Origin of the sequence: Streptococcus sp. 27098_8_74 (genome assembly GCF_041431705.1) — a bacterium.
Classification (GTDB): domain Bacteria; phylum Bacillota; class Bacilli; order Lactobacillales; family Streptococcaceae; genus Streptococcus; species Streptococcus salivarius_E.
Window position 1 is genome coordinate 57,663 of the sequence record NZ_JAPVYF010000011.1, and the last position, 16,423, is coordinate 74,085.

Consider the following 16,423-nt stretch of genomic DNA (forward strand, 5'->3'; position numbering starts at 1 on the left):
CAGGGGGTATCCATGGTCTTAGATAAAGAAATCAAGACGCAATTAGCACAATATTTAAATTTACTAGAATCTGATATTGTATTACAAACGGATTTAGGGGATGACGATAATTCTCGAAAAGTAAAAGAATTTCTAGACGAGATTGCCGCTATGTCTGACCGTATTAGTCTTGAATCAACACATTTAAAACGTCAACCTAGTTTTGGTATTACACAAAAAGGGCAAAAAAGTCGTGTTATTTTCTCAGGCTTACCAATGGGCCACGAATTCACATCTTTCATTTTAGCTCTCTTGCAAGTTTCTGGTCGTCCACCTAAAGTTGATAAGGACACTATCGAACGTATCAAGAAGATTGATAAAACCATCGATTTAGAGACTTATGTTTCATTAACATGTCACAATTGTCCAGACGTTGTTCAAGCCTTTAATATAATGGCTGTTTTGAACCCAAATATCACTCACACCATGATTGAAGGTGGGATGTATCAGGATGAGGTCAAAGCTAAAGGTATCATGTCTGTTCCTACGGTTTACAAAGACCAAGAAGAATTTACATCTGGTCGTGCAACCATTGAACAGCTTGTAGAAAAATTGGACGGACCACTTGATGCTGATGCTTTCGCTGATAAAGGTGTCTATGATGTTTTGGTTATTGGTGGTGGCCCTGCTGGAAACAGTGCGGCCATCTATGCTGCCCGTAAAGGTTTAAAAACTGGTCTTTTAGCAGAAACCTTTGGTGGACAAGTTATCGAGACAGTCGGCATTGAGAACATGATTGGTACGCTATATACAGAAGGTCCTAAGTTAATGGCCCAAGTTGAAGAGCATACGAAATCTTATGATGTTGATATCATCAAAAGTCAATTAGCTACTGGCATCGAAAAGAAAGAACTTATTGAAGTGACACTGGCTAACGGTGCCGTTTTAAAATCCAAAACTGCCATCCTGGCTCTCGGAGCCAAATGGCGTAATATCAACGTTCCTGGCGAGGAAGAATTCCGCAATAAAGGTGTTACTTACTGCCCACACTGTGATGGTCCACTATTTGAAGGGAAGAATGTTGCAGTTATCGGTGGTGGTAACTCAGGTTTGGAAGCGGCTTTAGATTTAGCTGGCATTACTAAACATGTTACGGTCTTAGAGTTCTTACCTGAATTAAAGGCAGATCAAGTCTTACAAGAACGAGCTGCTAAAACTGATAATCTAACCATTCTTAAGAACGTTGCAACCAAAGAAATTGTTGGTCAAGATCATGTAACTGGTTTGAATTACGTTGAGCGTGATACAAACGAAGAAAAACATCTTGATCTTGAAGGTGTCTTTGTTCAAATTGGTCTTGTACCAAATACTGCTTGGCTCAAAGATAGTGGTATTGAACTCAATGAGCGCCAAGAAATTATCGTTGATAAATTTGGTTCAACAAATATCCCTGGTATTTTTGCTGCAGGTGACTGTACAGATAGTGCCTACAAGCAAATCATTATCTCCATGGGGTCTGGTGCTACAGCTGCTATCGGAGCATTTGATTACTTGATTAGACAATAATCAACACTTGCGTGTTAGTAATCTATCTTCAACAGTTATAATTAATATGAAGAGGTTGAATGTCTTTCAACCTCTTTATGTTTCTTGTAAATAGGCAGTTTGAATAATCAACCAGTCAATTTGATGAAAGAGACTTGACGAATCTTTTTTTTTTCGATAGAATGGTATCTGTTATGGCGGTATAGCCAAGTGGTAAGGCACGGCTCTGCAAAAGCTTGATCGTCGGTTCAAATCCGTCTACCGCCTTCATAATACGAAGACACCTTAGGGTGTCTTTTTTTCATTATTGCATATAAAAATACCCGAAGCTAGAAACCTCGGGTATTCATTATTCTTATTTAATCGCTTCAATCAAAGCTTCCGCTTGATTCTGAAGGCTTTCAAGAACTTCTTCAGTTGCTAGGAATTTCCCATCTGCCCAGGCTGTATCATTTACACGTGTCGCTGTAAAATCACCAACCACTTGGGTACGGATAAATGGTAACAAGTCTTTGTAGGCATCAAAAAGTTGATTGTGACCACCATTAGCAACTGATGACACGGTTACAATCTTATCTTGAAGAGCTGATGGCCCTGAAGGATCTGATAGGTCAAGGGCACGGCTCAACCAGTCAAGCAAATTTTTCACTGGCCCAGGAATTGAGAAATTATAAACCGGTGAGAAAATCCAAATTGCGTCTGCTGCCAAGACCTGTTCTCGAACTTCTGCCAAAACTGGAAGAACTGGACTTTCTAAATCCTGATTAAAAACAGGTACTTGACTATAGTCAAGATAAGAAACATTAGCTTTACCAGCTAACATTTTCTCAGCTTCTTCTGCTAATTGGTGGTTAAATGATCCCTTGCGAAGAGATCCAACGATAAATAAAATGTTTTTCATGATACGTTTCCTTTGTATTTCTAATAATTGATTTTTACTACTACATAGTAATATATATAATTCCATTAGAAATATAAAGAAATATGCTCAGACATTCTTAAATTTTTTCAGGAGCTCTACCAACTGTGCCTGCTCTTCAGGTGTCAGAACGGAAAAAGTCTCCTCAATAGCTCGTTGATGTGGCGGGATTGCTGCTTGAATAATACGACGGCCCTCATCCGTCAAATCAACCTCGAAAGCACGCTTATCTGTTTGGCAGGCTTCTCGCGTCAACCAACCTTTTTTCTCCATATTTTTAATGACGACAGTCATATTCCCGGAGGTGGCAAGCATGCAGTCAATTAATTCGCCAATTTTCATACGTCCTTTAGCATTAAGCACGTCCATGACTCCAAATTGAGTTGGTGTCAAATTAAATTCTTTAAAGGTCTCAGAAACCTTGGCATCGATGGTACGAAAAGCCTTACGCATAACTACCATACTTTTTACAGCCATGTTTTTATCTAAGTCACTCATTTCTAGTCCTTTCCAAATAGATGCTGTTTTTATTACTCTACCACAGTTTTTCTAAAAGTGGTATATGAAAATGAAAAAATAAGAAAAAAGAGTCCTTAGATATCTAACCAATACCTCAGAACTCTTTCATTTCTAACTATTACGATTCCAAAAAAGGGCTAATAAGATAACAGCACCTAGTACTGAAGGAACGATAGCAGTATCTGCTAGCATCGGTCCCCAATTTCCAAAAAGAAGCTGACCAACAAAAGCACCTAGCCATCCAACAAAGGTCTTACCAATACAGCCCATATGTTCACCCCTATTTGATATAGCAGAGGCAATAAGGCCAATTAGAAAACCAACTATCATACTTCCAATCATGATAAATTCTCCCTCATACTTAGATTACCCAATCCCCATTTCGGAAGATCGGTACACGACTACCATCTTGGCGGATACCATCAATATCCATTTGATTTGAACCAATCATAAAGTCTACGTGTACATCAGAACGATTAAGACCAGCTTCCTTAAGCTCCTCTTCTGTCATGTCTGCCCCTCCCTCAACACTGGTAGCATAGGCTGCTCCAATAGCTAGGTGGTTGGATGCATTCTCATCAAAAAGAGTGTTAAAGAAAGTGATGCCTGACTGTGAAATAGGACTTGGATCTGGTACCAAAGCACATTCACCTAGAGCACGCGCCCCATTATTGTTGAAGACGAGATTCTTCATCACTTCATCACCTTGGTCCGCTGTGATATCTACAATTTCACCATCTTTGAAGGTTACCTTGATTCCCTCAATAATATTACCATTGTAGCTTAGAGGCTTTGTGCTTGAGACATAACCATCTGCACGACGAAAATCTGGTGCCGTAAAGACCTCTTCTGTTGGCATATTAGGAAGGAAACCTTCACCTTGCGCATTAATGGCACCTGCAGACTCCCAAACATGGTTTTTAGGCAATCCTAGAGTCAAATCTGTTCCAGGTGCTTGATAGTGTAAGGCTGAGAATTGTGCTTCATTGAGTAGGCGTGCTTTAGCATCCAAGCGATCAGCATGTTCCTTCCAAGCACGTACAGGGTCCTCTTCATAGACACGACAAGTCTTGAAAATTTGGTCCCAAAGTAAATCTACAGCTTCCTCATCACTCGCAGCATCGGGAAAGACCTTCTTAGCCCATTCCTTACCAGCTGCAGCAGCTACAGTCCAACTAACCTTATTAGACTGAGTTGCCACCTGCATAGGTTTAAAAGCCACTCCAGTAGCTTTAGCATGAGCAGATAAACGTTCAGGAGCTACACCATTAAGGGCACCTGGATCTGATGAACGAACACCTAAGCGACTTGCCTTCTTGGCCAACAAATATTCCATCTCAGCTTTTTTATAGGCAGGAACCTCTTCGATGCGGTCCATATCAGCATGCAAGAAGCGCTCGCGATTAATAATATCATCTGACCATTGAACGATTACCTCAGCTGCTCCTAGAGCATAGGCTTCTTTAACTAAGAGGTGTGCTAGCTCTGCTTGTTCTACATCAATGCTCAAAGCCACTGTGTGACCAGGTTGCACATTAATCCCATTAGCAACCAGTAATTTAGCATATTTCTCAAGATTTTCTTTAAAATTTGGTAAAACCATGATTAACTCCTTGAAACTATAATTTTCTATCAGTATACCATAAGACGAAGAAAAAGGTTTCCTCTCAGCTTTGGCTTTTTAGCATCACATGCAGCCCCCTAAACAAAAAGAGAACGGAGACTGACTCCATTCTCTCAAAGTTGATGACAATTCTCTTCAGCCATTAAAAGAAATCATCAAAAAGACTTAATTGATTATCTTCTGGCATATTTCCTAGGATTCCCATTTCATCCAATTTTTCAACCAAGGTTGATGATAGGCCTCCTCGTTTACGCAATTCTGTCTTGGAAAGGAACTCCCCTTCTTCACGCGCAGCAACCACTTGCTTAGCAACATTCTCACCCAAACCTTCAAGTGCAATAAACGGTGGAATCAAGGTATCTCCTTCAATCAAAAATTCAGTTGCCTGACTCTTATAAAGATCCAACTGACCAAAGGTAAAGCCACGTTCTAACATTTCATTGACAATTTCAAGCGTCGTAAATAAGTCATTTTCAACATTAGTCGCTTCATTTCGTTGGCGCTTCTCCTTAATATCTTCCATTCGAGCTTTAACAGCATCAAGACCCGCAGACATCGTCTTAAGCTCAAATGCTTTAGCTCGAATCGAGAAGTAGGCACAATAGTAATAAATAGGATGGTGCACTTTGAAATAAGCTACACGTAGGGCCATCATAACGTAGGCTGCCGCATGGGCTTTAGGGAACATGTATTTGATTTTACCACAAGATTCAATGTACCAGTCTGGAACATTATTTTCACGCATAGCTTGAATATAGCAATTACGCTCTTCTTCGGAAATCTTCAACCACATCCCCTTACGCACACGTTCCATGATTGTGAAGGCCATCTTAGGATCTAATCCCGCATGCATTAGGTATACCATGATATCATCACGACAACCGATAACTGTTTTCAGAGTGGCGATACCTTCCTTAATCAAATCTTGTGCATTACCTAACCAAACGTCTGTTCCGTGGGACAAACCAGATAACTGTAAGAGTTCCGCAAAGGTCGTCGGATGCGTCTCGTCGACCATACCACGAACAAAGTTAGTCCCAAACTCAGGGATTCCCAACATTCCCGTTGGTGTCCCAATCTGTTCAGGTGTTACCCCTAAAATATCAGTCCCTGAAAAAAGTTTCATTACATCTGGATCATCTGCTCGAATATCTTTTGGATCGATTCCTGATAAATCCTGCAACTTACGAATCATAGTCGGATCATCATGTCCCAGAATATCAAGCTTCAACACGTTCTCATCGATATCGTGGAAATTAAAGTGAGTCGTCTGCCAGGCAGCCGTTACATCATCAGCCGGATATTGAACAGGTGTGAAATCATAGACATCCATATAATTTGGAATAACAACAATACCACCCGGGTGCTGACCTGTGTTTCGCTTAACCCCAGCGGCCCCCATGGCCAGACGATCGACCTCGGCATCACGGTAAAACTTATTGTAGTCACGTTCGTAACCTTTGACAAAACCATAAGCCGTCCGATCTGCAACAGTACCTACTGTTCCAGCACGAAAAGCATATTGCTCTCCAAAAATATCACGAACATCCAAGTGGGCTGATGGTTGATCATCACCGGAAAAGTTCAAATCGATATCCGGAACCTTATCCCCATCAAAACCTAGGAAAGTCTCGAAAGGAATATCCTGACCATCTTTTTTATACTCCGTTCCACATTCCGAACACTCCTTATCAGGCAAATCGAAGCCAGATCCATAAGAACCATCTGTAATGAACTCCGAGTGTTGACATTTAGGACATAAATAGTGTGGCGGCATCGGATTAACCTCAGTAATTCCAATCATCGTCGCAACAAAACTAGAACCGACAGATCCACGCGAACCAACTAGGTACCCACGTTCATTTGAACGGTTAACCAACATCTGCGAAGCCAGGTAAATTACGGCAAAACCATTACCAAGAATTGAGGACAACTCTTTCTCAATTCGCAGATCAATAATATCAGGCAAAGGATTACCATAGAGCTCAAACGCTCTAGCATATGTCATCTCCGCAACCTGTTCTTCCGCACGATCAATGAAAGGTGTGTACAAGTCTTTTTTGACAACCTCGACCTCTTCAATTTGGTCTGCCATAGCCTGCGTATTAGTTACAACAATTTCATAGGCTAAGTCTTTTCCCAAAAAGGCAAAGTCATCTAGCATCTCATTCGTTGTTCTAAAATGCGCTTCAGGTAAAGGAGCAGGTTTCGCATTTTCTCCCTTACCGATTGGCCTATTAATCATTGCTCCTTGTCCCAAAGCACGAACAATGATTTCACGATAAATCGCATCCTCAGGATTGATATAATGTACATTTCCTGTAGCAAGCACAGGCTTGTCCAGACGATTAGCAACTTCAATCAAATCTCGAATCAGTTGTTCTATAGCCACCTCATCCTTAATTAAGTCCTTCGCAATCAATGGTGCATAAATCGCTGGTGGCATAACTTCAATAAAGTCATAATATTTAGCAACTTCAACTGCCTTGTCAATACCATGAGACAGAAGCGTATCAAAAACCTCACCATCAGCACAAGCAGAACCTACAATGATTCCCTCACGATACTCATCTAAGACCGTACGAGGAATACGTGCTACCCCCTCAAAGTATGAGACATTTGATAAACTTACCAACTTAAAGATATTCTTCAAGCCAGTTTGATTCTGAACATACAGCGTCGCATGTTTAACACGAGACTTTTTATACGAATCTTCAGAAACCAAATCCGTGTTCAACTGTTCCAAATTAGTCAAACCGTGCTTATCAAACACATCTTTTATGAAGATAAACAACAAACGGCCCGTTGCTTCCGCATCATAATTGGCCATGTGGTGGTGATCTAAAGCCACACCAAACCGCTTCGTCAAAGGACCCAAACCATGACGCTTATACTCAGGATAAAGATTTCGTGCAAATTCTAAAGTATCAATAACTGGTTGTGAAATTGTTGGTAACTGATGTCTTTCATAATTGGCATTCATAAAACCAACGTCAAAGGTCGCATTATGGGCTACTAGCACAGTTCCTTGACAGAATTCTTGAAACTCCTGTAAAACTTGGACTAAAGGTTTAGCACCTTTTACATGATTATCAGTAATACCTGTCAACTCAGTAGTAAAAGCAGAAAGAGGATGCCCTGGGTCTATAAATTCATCAAATTGCTCAATAATATTACCTTTATGCATTTTTGATGCCGCAATCTGAATCAAATCATTATGAACAGCAGACAAGCCCGTTGTCTCAACGTCAAATACAACATAAGTTGCTTCTTTTAATTCCAAATTCTGGGAATTATAAACAATAGGAACTTTATCCTCAACAAGATTGGCTTCAAGACCAAAAATAGCTTTAATACCAGCTTTCTTAGCCCTATGGTAGCCATGAGGAAAACTCTGAACATTAGCGTGATCAGTTATAGCAACAGCTGGATGCCCCCAAGAAGCAGCAGTGTCAATAAGCTCTTCCACAGTTGGCATGGCATCCATAGTCGACATGTTAGTATGTGCATGAAATTCCACACGCTTTTGTCCCTCAGGCATCAAATCCTTGCGAGGTGTGTGCGAAATCTCTTTGATATCTTGTACATTCATTGTCAGGCTATGAGTGAAAGGATTATTCTCAATACGACCGCGAACTCTTACCCAGTTCCCCTTTTTTATCATATCGAACTTAGCAAGCTCATCACTATCTTTGACCCAGCGCTGCATTGCAAAACTAGAGGTATAATCAGTTACCTTGAAATTAATAATAATTCGACCCGTCTTAGTTTCGCGTTGCTCTACATCAAAAATATATCCTTCAAAAACAACACGATTCTCTTCAGAATTAATATCAACCATTGGCGTTATTTCAGCCTTATCAAAACTAGCTTGACGTTGACTTTGTTTCTCAGCAAAATTTTGGTCCGGTTCGTTCACAGGTTTCGGTGTTGGAGCACTCTCAAGAATAGATTGAAGAGCCTGTCTTGCCTGAGATTCAGCTTGTTCTTGTAAAGAAACCTTGTTTGTTTCGTAAGCCTCTTCTAAAGAAGATGACGCTTCCTTATCTTCAAGAACAGAAATTGATACGTCAGATAAACCAACTTGAGAAAGAGATTTAGAAATCAAAGAAATAAATCTATCCTGTAAATTTTCTTTAATAATATGCGCTGGAGCCTTAACACAAATACTATTATTTGAAATTTCAACCTTTAGATTTGAGAATAAAGAATAAATAGAAAAGTGAGAAACTTTTAAACTATCTAAGGCATATGAAAAATAATCTTCAAGTAAAGAATCATCGCAAGAAGTAGAAAATAAACGAATCTCAAAAGAAGCTTTGGCACCTAAAGAATTGAAGGAAGAATGAAGTAAACTATCAAAAAGCACAAAAGACTCATAAGAAAGAACACTAGGAAAAGAAAAAACAAAAAACCACTGCCGTTTTGATTTAAATAGTTTTACTGTTTCGATAGAACCATCTTTAATTTCTTTAAAAGCATCGTGTTCCTCAGGAAAACGAATTTGCTTTAAGAGAAGCTGAAATTTATCAGACATAAAAATTAAACTCCTATAGACAAAAAAACACTCCTAAAGGAGTGTAACTTATACCGGCGGCCGGGGTCGAACCGGCACGTCCTTGCGGACACTGGATTTTGAGTTCCATAACTCCATTATTTAAATCTTACAACCTTGATTTAATAGGGCTTTAAGCCTTTTAAATCTTGCAAAATAGACTCATTTTTCAAATTTTAGTAACTTTTTGGTAACACTCCATACCTTATCGTTCTAAGAGCATCATCAGAGAATAGACGATATGTCCCAACAGGTTATATTCATCCAGAGGTATTCAAGACACTTGTACGATTATTTGAGGTATATGGAATATTAACAAACTAAACATAAATTAGATCTAGTTTTTGTATAAATGACTCTAATATTTTTCTTTTAGATTTTGAGTCTAATATTATTAGTTTTAAATCTCAGAAATATTGATTTTATAAGCTTTTTTTCCATAATATTTTTTAAAACTTAGTATCACTTCCAAAGTTTAGATACTTTTTAGTAACTATAAAATGCTAGAAAGTATACTCCTTATTAAAAAGAGTTTTGGACTAGTTTTGTGCAATTTTATTACCCATATCCGTAATAAGAGAGGCTAAATTAATTGCCTTTAATGATTGTAGAAATTGGTTGTGAATATCATTAGACACATAACCAGCTAGCAAAATATGCTCAGCCATGTCATATTGCTTAATCAAGAGAATCTTATCATGTTTTTCATTAAATAAAATCGCACTAATTGCTGTATTAAAGACTGGAAAACGAAAACTCGCACATTGTGAACAATAAGGAATATCTCCCTCATCTTTTAAAAATTTTTTCTCCAAAGGATGCCCACATTCGGGACAACAAGTCATTGTTTTGTCAAATATAGAAACCTCTTTTTTAAAGTTCTTAAAAGTAATTTTACCAGTAAAATCGAGACCACGCAAGACATTGAAATAAATCAAGACTTTTTTTAAAATTTATCTTATGATATACTAAACTTATCAGCTATTGGTTCTGAAAAAGTGTCTGCCACAGTTTTACTACAAATTCTCATGACTTGTGCCAAGATTTATAAAAAACGGATAGCTATAATAGCTCTTAGAGCAAAAACATGACATATAGGAGGTTATAGACATGTCATACTTTTATCTTTTTATCGCCATTGTAGGAGAGATATTGGGAACTAACCTTTTGAAATTATCAGACGGTTTTACAAAGCCTATTCCAACCGTTTCTGCCCTACTTAGCTATGGCGTTTGTTTCTATTTCCTCTCACTAGCAATGCAAAAAATTCCTTTAGGAATAGCTTATGCAACATGGTCAGCTGTCGGTTTAGTTTTGACAGCCTCTATCGCAGTAATGATTTTCAAAGAAACACTAAATGTTTATAGCATTATCGGTTTAATTTTGATTATCATTGGTGTTGTCATGGTTAACTTATTAGGAAATGCAGGACATTAATAAAACCGGCTCTATACTATTTGTAGTGGGTAAATCCCCTATGGATATTATGGAGCCTATTTTGTTGTAGAAAAAAAGTTCCATAAGAACTATAATGAAAAGCTAGAATTCTGTCAATATTTTGGACACATTTTGGGAGGGAATTTTGAAGACTAGCGTCCTCCTAATTTTCCCAATAAGTTTTAACTTCTTCAAAAATCTTATTCAAAAGTTCTGCATCTTTTTCTGACAACTGATTTTTTTCTATAACTCTATCTTTTAGTTCTGTTGCCTTTATTTTATTTCTTGCCACCGAAACTGCTATTGAATGTTTCAAAATATCAAACTCATCCTTTGAAAAGTTTGCAATATTGGTAAGATCTAATTGTTCTAGAGGTAAACTACTGATAATTGAATAAGGTTTTTGTCCCAGCAAATAATCTGTAGTAGTCCCAAAGATATTTGCTAATTTCACAACGAATTCTAATCCTGGTTCTAACGTTCCATTCTCCCACCGAGAATATGTCCCTTGTTGAACTCCAATTAATTCCGATATTTGTACTTGAGTTAACTTTTTTGATTTTCTGAGAGTTTTTAACCTCTCTGAAAATTTATAATCCTCTGTATACATAATTCTCCTATAGATATTCTTATTCGTATATTTTAGCTTGACAAAATATTCTAAACGGTATAAAATAGAATTATTCCATAAGGAATATTTATTTTGAGATTGAATATTCCATTGAGAATATTATAGCATAAAAGGAGGTAAAAGCGTATGTAACTAGTAGTCGATTTAAAAAATTTTAATAAAGGAGGTAGGATTCGACAAAATAAAAAATCTTGAAACAAATGTGCCGTTCGTTCCAAGATCAAAACATATTATGTAACAATTATACCACAGAAAACTCTTCAGTTGCACAAGAAAATTTCGGAGGTTTCACAAAAAGATGACCAATAAAGAGTTAGTCAATCAAATTTCTGGCCTAAACTCTACCTCTACTCTTAAAAATTGGATTCAACTGATTAAAGAGATAAGTGGCAAGGAATTTAAGAAAATTAAAGTTCCTATCAGTAGAAATCCCAGAACTCATCAATTAAGTTATACAGTTGCCTATGATTTTACAGACGAAGACCTTAGACAATTTCAAAAGTTAGCTAAACTAAAACTTGAAATAGGTCTAAAAGAGGCTATACAAGCCGTATTTGGGAGTCTAGCAGACAATGAACATGAATCCCTAAACCAAGTAATAGATGAGCTCTACGATGAACTGAGCGCCTTAAAACAGGAATTTAAGCGAGAAATGCGACTGATAAAAATTGAGAATTCCAACCTAAAAAAGAAAATCCAAGATATTGAAGAGTCGATGCAAACCGGCTTACTAGGGTTTGTTAACAAGAGGTCAAAAAATAGGTTCGGCTAATAGCGAGTTTTCGGCTGAGCCATGAGGCAGAAAGCCGAAAATGAGCGTAGATGCGGACGGACCATTTTTGACCGATAGGGTGTGTAGTAACACCACCCTCTGCAAGTTAGGTGTACCATCGAAAGAATTCAGTATTACCAAGGGTTTTGGAGATTTCAAGGGTGGCAAAATTAGGCAAAAAGTTGAATCAAAATCTATGGCAAAAAAGGAGCATTTACGTTCTGTATTTGACTGGATTCAAATTCAGTTTGATAAGACTGAATTTTCGCCAAAAGAAATAATCGAAGATATCCTATTTCTTGACTTTGACCTATTTATTGAGAATAAGGGGAGCCTTAAATACTATAACTATGATAGCCAGCTTCATTATGGGAATATCCGTATCTACTATGGATCGAAAGAGTCGTCCTACATGCTTGTCATGTCAGGACAGGCACTAGAGTTCTATAGAGATAAGGTATTAGATCCAAATAGTCTGTCCGAAAGACAGTTTCTGGACAACCTCTACTACAATTACAATCAATTTTCAGTAAGACGAATTGATATTGCAATAGATGATTTTAATGAAACACCCTATTTCACTCCTAATCAGCTTCTAAAGATTTGTCAGAAGAAACGCTTTATATATGGAAAAAGCACCTACTACAATACCTACGGAGATGAAACAATCGGTCAGACCTTATATTTGAGAAAACCCAATGATGATGAAAGACTTAGAATTTACGATAAACGCTTAGAACGAGCTGAGAAGCTCGGTATCAGCAAGCGGTATATAGAAAATTGGATAAGAACTGAGTTAGAACTTAGGAAAGAAAAAGCTCACTACTTCATTCAAGAATGGTTGCATTCAGAAATAGATCTTCTCAACTTTACCAAGGGATATCTCAAAGAAAAAGTGAGATTCTATAGTGATAGTCATTTCTCAAAACCTTTGAGATCTTGGGAAAAGTTTTTAGGTCACTCAAAACCTGTCTCTATCATTATTTCAAAACCAAAAACAGAACTGGAACAAAAATTAGAATGGTTTACCTATAAAGGTTCAGGAGCTATTCTGAAAGCGTATAAATTTCTATACGACAATAATTTACTGCATGAGTATGAGAAATCTAACTATCTCGCACTCAACAATATGGAATATCCACCAGATTTAGCAAGTGGATTAATAGAAAGGGCAATACTCTTTAAAAGAGAGGATTTGATCCCTACAATCAAAGAAAATATCAAAAGGAGAAATTAACTATGGCAAAAATGCTCTCACAAAATGACTGGAATTTTAATAACATTGGAACAAAATTTGAATTGGATGAAGTCATTCCAAAATTTGAAACGGAAGTCCGTGCAGATGCAAACGGAGAAATTATCAAAAACCGAGATGGTAGCGAAAGACGTTTTAATACCGATAAAATCATTGGTTGGAAATACAATGTAACAATCAAGGATGGACAATTCAAAAAGAAATCAACCCAAGTCTCTGTAGACAATCCAGAAGCTTTAGTTGATAATGACTATATCCAAGCAATGGATGAAGTACCAGTTACATTTGACAATTTACAAGCTACTATGATTAGTTCGACAATGTATTACAAGGCGGATGCTATCCATTTAGTAGATGTAAAACAAAAATAAGTATCAGACAAGGGGAGTTAATCCTCCCCTTACTTAATCTAATTAGAAAAGGAGATCACATGATTAAAACTGTAACAAAAGATGACCTTATCGAACTTGGATTTGCTCCAGGAACTGCAAGAAAGATTATCCATACTGGCAAATTACTATTAGTAAATCGTGGTTTTAACATCTACGATAACAAACGGATTGGTACAATTCCAGCCAGTGTCGCTGAAGAACTACTAGGAATTGAACTCCAGAAAGAAGCATAATGAATGACTATTCGTAAAACTAAAAGTGGTAAATGGACCGTTGATGTTTCTAATGGTTTCCACCCAGTCACACAAAAAAGAATACGTATCATTCGAAAAGGATTAAAATCTAAAAAGGAAGCACTAGAACTAGAACAACATATTCGAGTTGTAGAATTAAAGGAAAAACAATTTGACTTTGTAGTAACAACAGATATGTTATTCCAGTTGCTTGAAGAAGACGATTTGAAAAATGGCAGAAAAATAAGCTATACAAGTACACAAAGAAACAATTATGAGCGTCATATTAAACCATATTTTAAAAATACAAATTTAAATAAATTAACGTATGACCATATATTCGAATTTCGTGAATACCTAAAAACAAAACCTAAAAAACAAAATGAAAATGAAACTTTAAGTTTTAATACAATTAATAAAGTTCTAATTCTACTTAAAAAAATTTTTGACACTGGTATAAGAAAATCCCTTATTGATAAAAATCCTGTTGAGAATCTGAGAAAATTACCAATTAGGAAGCCTAATATCAAATTTTGGAGTATAGAAGAATTCACGAGATTTAGAGAACTTATTCAAGATGATGAAATAAGCTATGACCTGTTTTTCGTAATTGCTTTCTTTACTGGGATGAGAATGGGAGAAATACTCGCATTGAACTGGAATGATATAAATCTTTTAACAAATACAATTTTCGTTACCAAAACGGTATACTTTGTAAATAATACAAGCTACATTAATACAACAAAAACACGTTCAGGAACTAGAAATATTACAATCAATCAGAAATTAGCAGAAATGTTAAAAGATTGGAAAGAAAAACAAAAAGAAAAACTTAAGGAATTTACCAAAAATACTGACGAACTACAAATAATACAGAGTACACCAATAACTATTACAAAAAATATGATTGATAAGAAGTTTAAGCAAATACTAGAAAGGGATAAAGATTTAAAGAGAATAAGAATTCATGATTTAAGACACTCTCATGCATCATTACTTATAAATCAAGGGGAAGATTATCTTGTTGTTAAAGAAAGATTAGGACACGCATCTATTACGACAACAATTGATACTTATTCCCATTTGTACCCTAGCAAACAGAAAACATTAGCTAATAAACTTGATGATTTATTTTAAAATGGAAAAAATTGGTAACTCGACTTACAACAAAGAAAAAAAGACAAGGTCCGAAAACCTTGTCTTTAATACTATACCGGCGGCCGGGGTCGAACCGGCACGTCCTTGCGGACACTGGATTTTGAGTCCAGCGCGTCTGCCAATTCCGCCACGCCGGCAAAGTATAACTGGGGTAGCTGGATTCGAACCAACGCATGAGGGAGTCAAAGTCCCTTGCCTTACCGCTTGGCTATACCCCAAAAATATAGGCGAATGAGGGGAATCGAACCCCCGAATGTCAGAGCCACAATCTGATGTGTTAACCACTTCACCACATTCGCCACTTTACTAACACGGGCAGTAGGAATTGAACCCACACTGAAGGTTTTGGAGACCTTAGTTCTACCTTTAAACTATGCCCGTAACTATGGAAGGGGAGGGATTCGAACCCCCGAACCCGAAGGAGCGGATTTACAGTCCGCCGCGTTTAGCCTCTTCGCTACCCTTCCAAAATATAAACAAATGGCGCGAGACGGAATCGAACCGCCGACACATGGAGCTTCAATCCATTGCTCTACCAACTGAGCTACCGAGCCATATTGCGGGAGCAGGATTTGAACCTACGACCTTCGGGTTATGAGCCCGACGAGCTACCTAGCTGCTCCATCCCGCGTTAATTATAAGGAGGATGTGGGATTCGAACCCACGCACGCTTTTACACGCCTGACGGTTTTCAAGACCGTTCCCTTCAGCCGGACTTGGGTAATCCTCCATAAAATATAGTCCGTACGGGATTCGAACCCGTGTTACCGCCGTGAAAAGGCGGTGTCTTAACCCCTTGACCAACGGACCATATAATGGGCACGAGTGGAATCGAACCACCGACCTCACGCTTATCAGGCGTGCGCTCTAACCATCTGAGCTACGCGCCCAAGCTAATGCTTGGTTATTTGTTACCAAATAAAGCGGGTGACGAGAATCGAACTCGCGACAACAGCTTGGAAGGCTGTAGTTTTACCACTAAACTACACCCGCTTAATGGGAGTTAACGGGATCGAACCGCTGACCCTCTGCTTGTAAGGCAGATGCTCTCCCAGCTGAGCTAAACTCCCTTTGCGCTAAGCGACTACCGTATCTAACAGGGGCAACCCCCAACTACATCAGGCGTACTAGGGCTTAACTTCTGTGTTCGGCATGGGAACAGGTGTATCTCCTAGGCTATCATCACTTAACTCTGAGTATTCTCAACTCAAAATTGAATATCTATACTGTATCAAGAAACCAAATCGTTGTCAATATGTCTCAGTTACTTTCTTTGGATAAGTCCTCGAGCTATTAGTATTAGTCCGCTACATGTGTCACCACACTTTCACTTCTAACCTATCAACCTGATCATCTCTCAGGGCTCTTACTGATATAAAATCATGGGAAATCTCATCTTGAGGT

The 16,423-nt window shown here is 37.9% G+C and carries 14 protein-coding genes, 13 tRNA genes and 2 rRNA genes; 8 read left to right on the forward strand and 21 right to left on the reverse strand.

Going from position 1 to position 16,423, the window contains the following annotated elements:
* The first annotated feature begins 12 nt into the window (after nucleotides 1–12).
* Both ahpF and O3670_RS05795 read left to right on the forward strand, forming a co-directional pair.
* Nucleotides 13–1,545, forward strand: a complete 1,533-nt coding sequence (ahpF, locus tag O3670_RS05790; RefSeq protein WP_175057361.1) for an alkyl hydroperoxide reductase subunit F — start codon at nucleotides 13–15, stop codon at nucleotides 1,543–1,545.
* A gap of 175 nt (nucleotides 1,546–1,720) precedes the next feature.
* Nucleotides 1,721–1,791 (forward strand) — tRNA-Cys (locus O3670_RS05795).
* Between the two features lie 88 nt (nucleotides 1,792–1,879).
* On the opposite strand, the gene O3670_RS05800 is transcribed toward O3670_RS05795, so the two are convergent.
* From O3670_RS05800 to O3670_RS05825, 6 genes are all read right to left on the reverse strand, one after another.
* The gene (locus tag O3670_RS05800; RefSeq protein WP_022496767.1) at nucleotides 1,880–2,425 is read right to left on the reverse strand and encodes an NAD(P)H-dependent oxidoreductase; all 546 of its coding nucleotides are present in this window, start codon (nucleotides 2,423–2,425) and stop codon (nucleotides 1,880–1,882) included.
* Nucleotides 2,426–2,512: 87 nt separating this feature from the next.
* Entirely contained in the window at nucleotides 2,513–2,941 is a 429-nt protein-coding gene (locus tag O3670_RS05805) for a MarR family winged helix-turn-helix transcriptional regulator (RefSeq protein ID WP_022496768.1), read from the reverse strand.
* Between the two features lie 132 nt (nucleotides 2,942–3,073).
* Nucleotides 3,074–3,304, reverse strand: a complete 231-nt coding sequence (locus O3670_RS05810; RefSeq protein WP_002886331.1) for a GlsB/YeaQ/YmgE family stress response membrane protein — start codon at nucleotides 3,302–3,304, stop codon at nucleotides 3,074–3,076.
* Between the two features lie 19 nt (nucleotides 3,305–3,323).
* On the reverse strand, nucleotides 3,324–4,565 hold the full coding sequence (locus O3670_RS05815) for an aminopeptidase (protein ID WP_022496769.1): 1,242 nt from the start codon (nucleotides 4,563–4,565) through the stop codon (nucleotides 3,324–3,326).
* Nucleotides 4,566–4,728: 163 nt separating this feature from the next.
* Entirely contained in the window at nucleotides 4,729–9,123 is a 4,395-nt protein-coding gene (locus tag O3670_RS05820; protein WP_175057360.1) for a PolC-type DNA polymerase III, read from the reverse strand.
* A 557-nt stretch (nucleotides 9,124–9,680) separates the two neighbouring features.
* Nucleotides 9,681–10,079, reverse strand: coding sequence for an FmdB family zinc ribbon protein (locus tag O3670_RS05825; protein ID WP_009732039.1), 399 nt, complete (start codon nucleotides 10,077–10,079; stop codon nucleotides 9,681–9,683).
* Nucleotides 10,080–10,251: 172 nt separating this feature from the next.
* On the opposite strand from O3670_RS05825, the gene O3670_RS05830 reads away from it, so the two are divergent.
* Nucleotides 10,252–10,578 carry a DMT family transporter gene (locus tag O3670_RS05830; protein WP_009732038.1) on the forward strand — a complete coding sequence of 109 codons (327 nt, stop codon included), beginning with the start codon at nucleotides 10,252–10,254 and terminating at the stop codon, nucleotides 10,576–10,578.
* Between the two features lie 163 nt (nucleotides 10,579–10,741).
* Here the strand turns inward: O3670_RS05830 and O3670_RS05835 are convergent, their stop codons facing one another.
* The gene (locus O3670_RS05835) at nucleotides 10,742–11,188 is read right to left on the reverse strand and encodes a helix-turn-helix transcriptional regulator (RefSeq protein ID WP_000287814.1); all 447 of its coding nucleotides are present in this window, start codon (nucleotides 11,186–11,188) and stop codon (nucleotides 10,742–10,744) included.
* A gap of 319 nt (nucleotides 11,189–11,507) precedes the next feature.
* Between O3670_RS05835 and O3670_RS05840 the strand changes: the two genes are divergently transcribed.
* Genes O3670_RS05840 through O3670_RS05860 form a run of 5 tightly spaced genes read left to right on the forward strand, consistent with a single transcriptional unit; the run spans nucleotide 11,508 to nucleotide 14,998 of the window.
* On the forward strand, nucleotides 11,508–11,981 hold the full coding sequence (locus tag O3670_RS05840; RefSeq protein ID WP_000182279.1) for a hypothetical protein: 474 nt from the start codon (nucleotides 11,508–11,510) through the stop codon (nucleotides 11,979–11,981).
* Between the two features lie 40 nt (nucleotides 11,982–12,021).
* Nucleotides 12,022–13,218 carry a replication initiation factor domain-containing protein gene (locus O3670_RS05845; protein ID WP_118172280.1) on the forward strand — a complete coding sequence of 399 codons (1,197 nt, stop codon included), beginning with the start codon at nucleotides 12,022–12,024 and terminating at the stop codon, nucleotides 13,216–13,218.
* A gap of 2 nt (nucleotides 13,219–13,220) precedes the next feature.
* The gene (locus O3670_RS05850; protein ID WP_006595173.1) at nucleotides 13,221–13,607 is read left to right on the forward strand and encodes a hypothetical protein; all 387 of its coding nucleotides are present in this window, start codon (nucleotides 13,221–13,223) and stop codon (nucleotides 13,605–13,607) included.
* 59 nt (nucleotides 13,608–13,666) lie between these two features.
* Nucleotides 13,667–13,861, forward strand: coding sequence for a DUF3173 domain-containing protein (locus O3670_RS05855; protein ID WP_000598356.1), 195 nt, complete (start codon nucleotides 13,667–13,669; stop codon nucleotides 13,859–13,861).
* A 3-nt stretch (nucleotides 13,862–13,864) separates the two neighbouring features.
* Nucleotides 13,865–14,998: a tyrosine-type recombinase/integrase gene (locus tag O3670_RS05860; RefSeq protein ID WP_118172281.1), complete on the forward strand. Its 1,134-nt coding sequence runs from the start codon at nucleotides 13,865–13,867 to the stop codon at nucleotides 14,996–14,998.
* Between the two features lie 74 nt (nucleotides 14,999–15,072).
* On the opposite strand, the gene O3670_RS05865 is transcribed toward O3670_RS05860, so the two are convergent.
* The 14 genes from O3670_RS05865 to O3670_RS05930 all read right to left on the reverse strand — a co-directional run.
* A tRNA-Leu gene (locus O3670_RS05865) sits at nucleotides 15,073–15,156 on the reverse strand.
* 9 nt (nucleotides 15,157–15,165) lie between these two features.
* Nucleotides 15,166–15,237: transfer RNA gene (locus O3670_RS05870), tRNA-Gln, on the reverse strand.
* Nucleotides 15,238–15,245: 8 nt separating this feature from the next.
* A tRNA-His gene (locus O3670_RS05875) sits at nucleotides 15,246–15,318 on the reverse strand.
* A gap of 11 nt (nucleotides 15,319–15,329) precedes the next feature.
* Nucleotides 15,330–15,400, reverse strand: a tRNA-Trp gene (locus O3670_RS05880).
* Nucleotides 15,401–15,405: 5 nt separating this feature from the next.
* Nucleotides 15,406–15,486 (reverse strand) — tRNA-Tyr (locus O3670_RS05885).
* A gap of 14 nt (nucleotides 15,487–15,500) precedes the next feature.
* Nucleotides 15,501–15,573, reverse strand: a tRNA-Phe gene (locus tag O3670_RS05890).
* A gap of 3 nt (nucleotides 15,574–15,576) precedes the next feature.
* Nucleotides 15,577–15,650 (reverse strand) — tRNA-Met (locus O3670_RS05895).
* 9 nt (nucleotides 15,651–15,659) lie between these two features.
* A tRNA-Ser gene (locus O3670_RS05900) sits at nucleotides 15,660–15,749 on the reverse strand.
* 8 nt (nucleotides 15,750–15,757) lie between these two features.
* Nucleotides 15,758–15,829: transfer RNA gene (locus tag O3670_RS05905), tRNA-Glu, on the reverse strand.
* A 6-nt stretch (nucleotides 15,830–15,835) separates the two neighbouring features.
* A tRNA-Ile gene (locus tag O3670_RS05910) sits at nucleotides 15,836–15,909 on the reverse strand.
* Between the two features lie 32 nt (nucleotides 15,910–15,941).
* A tRNA-Gly gene (locus tag O3670_RS05915) sits at nucleotides 15,942–16,012 on the reverse strand.
* 4 nt (nucleotides 16,013–16,016) lie between these two features.
* A tRNA-Val gene (locus O3670_RS05920) sits at nucleotides 16,017–16,089 on the reverse strand.
* Between the two features lie 5 nt (nucleotides 16,090–16,094).
* Nucleotides 16,095–16,209 (reverse strand): 5S ribosomal RNA (gene rrf / locus O3670_RS05925).
* Between the two features lie 83 nt (nucleotides 16,210–16,292).
* Nucleotides 16,293–16,423 (reverse strand): 23S ribosomal RNA (locus tag O3670_RS05930); the annotation flags it as partial.

What these genes read in the sequence shown, in the direction of transcription:
- O3670_RS05850 (WP_006595173.1), top strand. Translation starts at nt 13,221, where the DNA reads ATGGCAAAAATGCTCTCACAAAATGACTGGAATTTTAATAACATTGGA.
- O3670_RS05855 (WP_000598356.1), top strand. Translation starts at nt 13,667, where the DNA reads ATGATTAAAACTGTAACAAAAGATGACCTTATCGAACTTGGATTTGCT.
- O3670_RS05860 (WP_118172281.1), top strand. Translation starts at nt 13,865, where the DNA reads ATGACTATTCGTAAAACTAAAAGTGGTAAATGGACCGTTGATGTTTCT.
- ahpF (WP_175057361.1), top strand. Translation starts at nt 13, where the DNA reads ATGGTCTTAGATAAAGAAATCAAGACGCAATTAGCACAATATTTAAAT.
- O3670_RS05805 (WP_022496768.1), bottom strand. Translation starts at nt 2,941, where the DNA reads ATGAGTGACTTAGATAAAAACATGGCTGTAAAAAGTATGGTAGTTATG.
- O3670_RS05820 (WP_175057360.1), bottom strand. Translation starts at nt 9,123, where the DNA reads ATGTCTGATAAATTTCAGCTTCTCTTAAAGCAAATTCGTTTTCCTGAG.
- O3670_RS05810 (WP_002886331.1), bottom strand. Translation starts at nt 3,304, where the DNA reads ATGATTGGAAGTATGATAGTTGGTTTTCTAATTGGCCTTATTGCCTCT.
- O3670_RS05830 (WP_009732038.1), top strand. Translation starts at nt 10,252, where the DNA reads ATGTCATACTTTTATCTTTTTATCGCCATTGTAGGAGAGATATTGGGA.
- O3670_RS05845 (WP_118172280.1), top strand. Translation starts at nt 12,022, where the DNA reads ATGAGCGTAGATGCGGACGGACCATTTTTGACCGATAGGGTGTGTAGT.
- O3670_RS05815 (WP_022496769.1), bottom strand. Translation starts at nt 4,565, where the DNA reads ATGGTTTTACCAAATTTTAAAGAAAATCTTGAGAAATATGCTAAATTA.
- O3670_RS05840 (WP_000182279.1), top strand. Translation starts at nt 11,508, where the DNA reads ATGACCAATAAAGAGTTAGTCAATCAAATTTCTGGCCTAAACTCTACC.
- O3670_RS05835 (WP_000287814.1), bottom strand. Translation starts at nt 11,188, where the DNA reads ATGTATACAGAGGATTATAAATTTTCAGAGAGGTTAAAAACTCTCAGA.
- O3670_RS05800 (WP_022496767.1), bottom strand. Translation starts at nt 2,425, where the DNA reads ATGAAAAACATTTTATTTATCGTTGGATCTCTTCGCAAGGGATCATTT.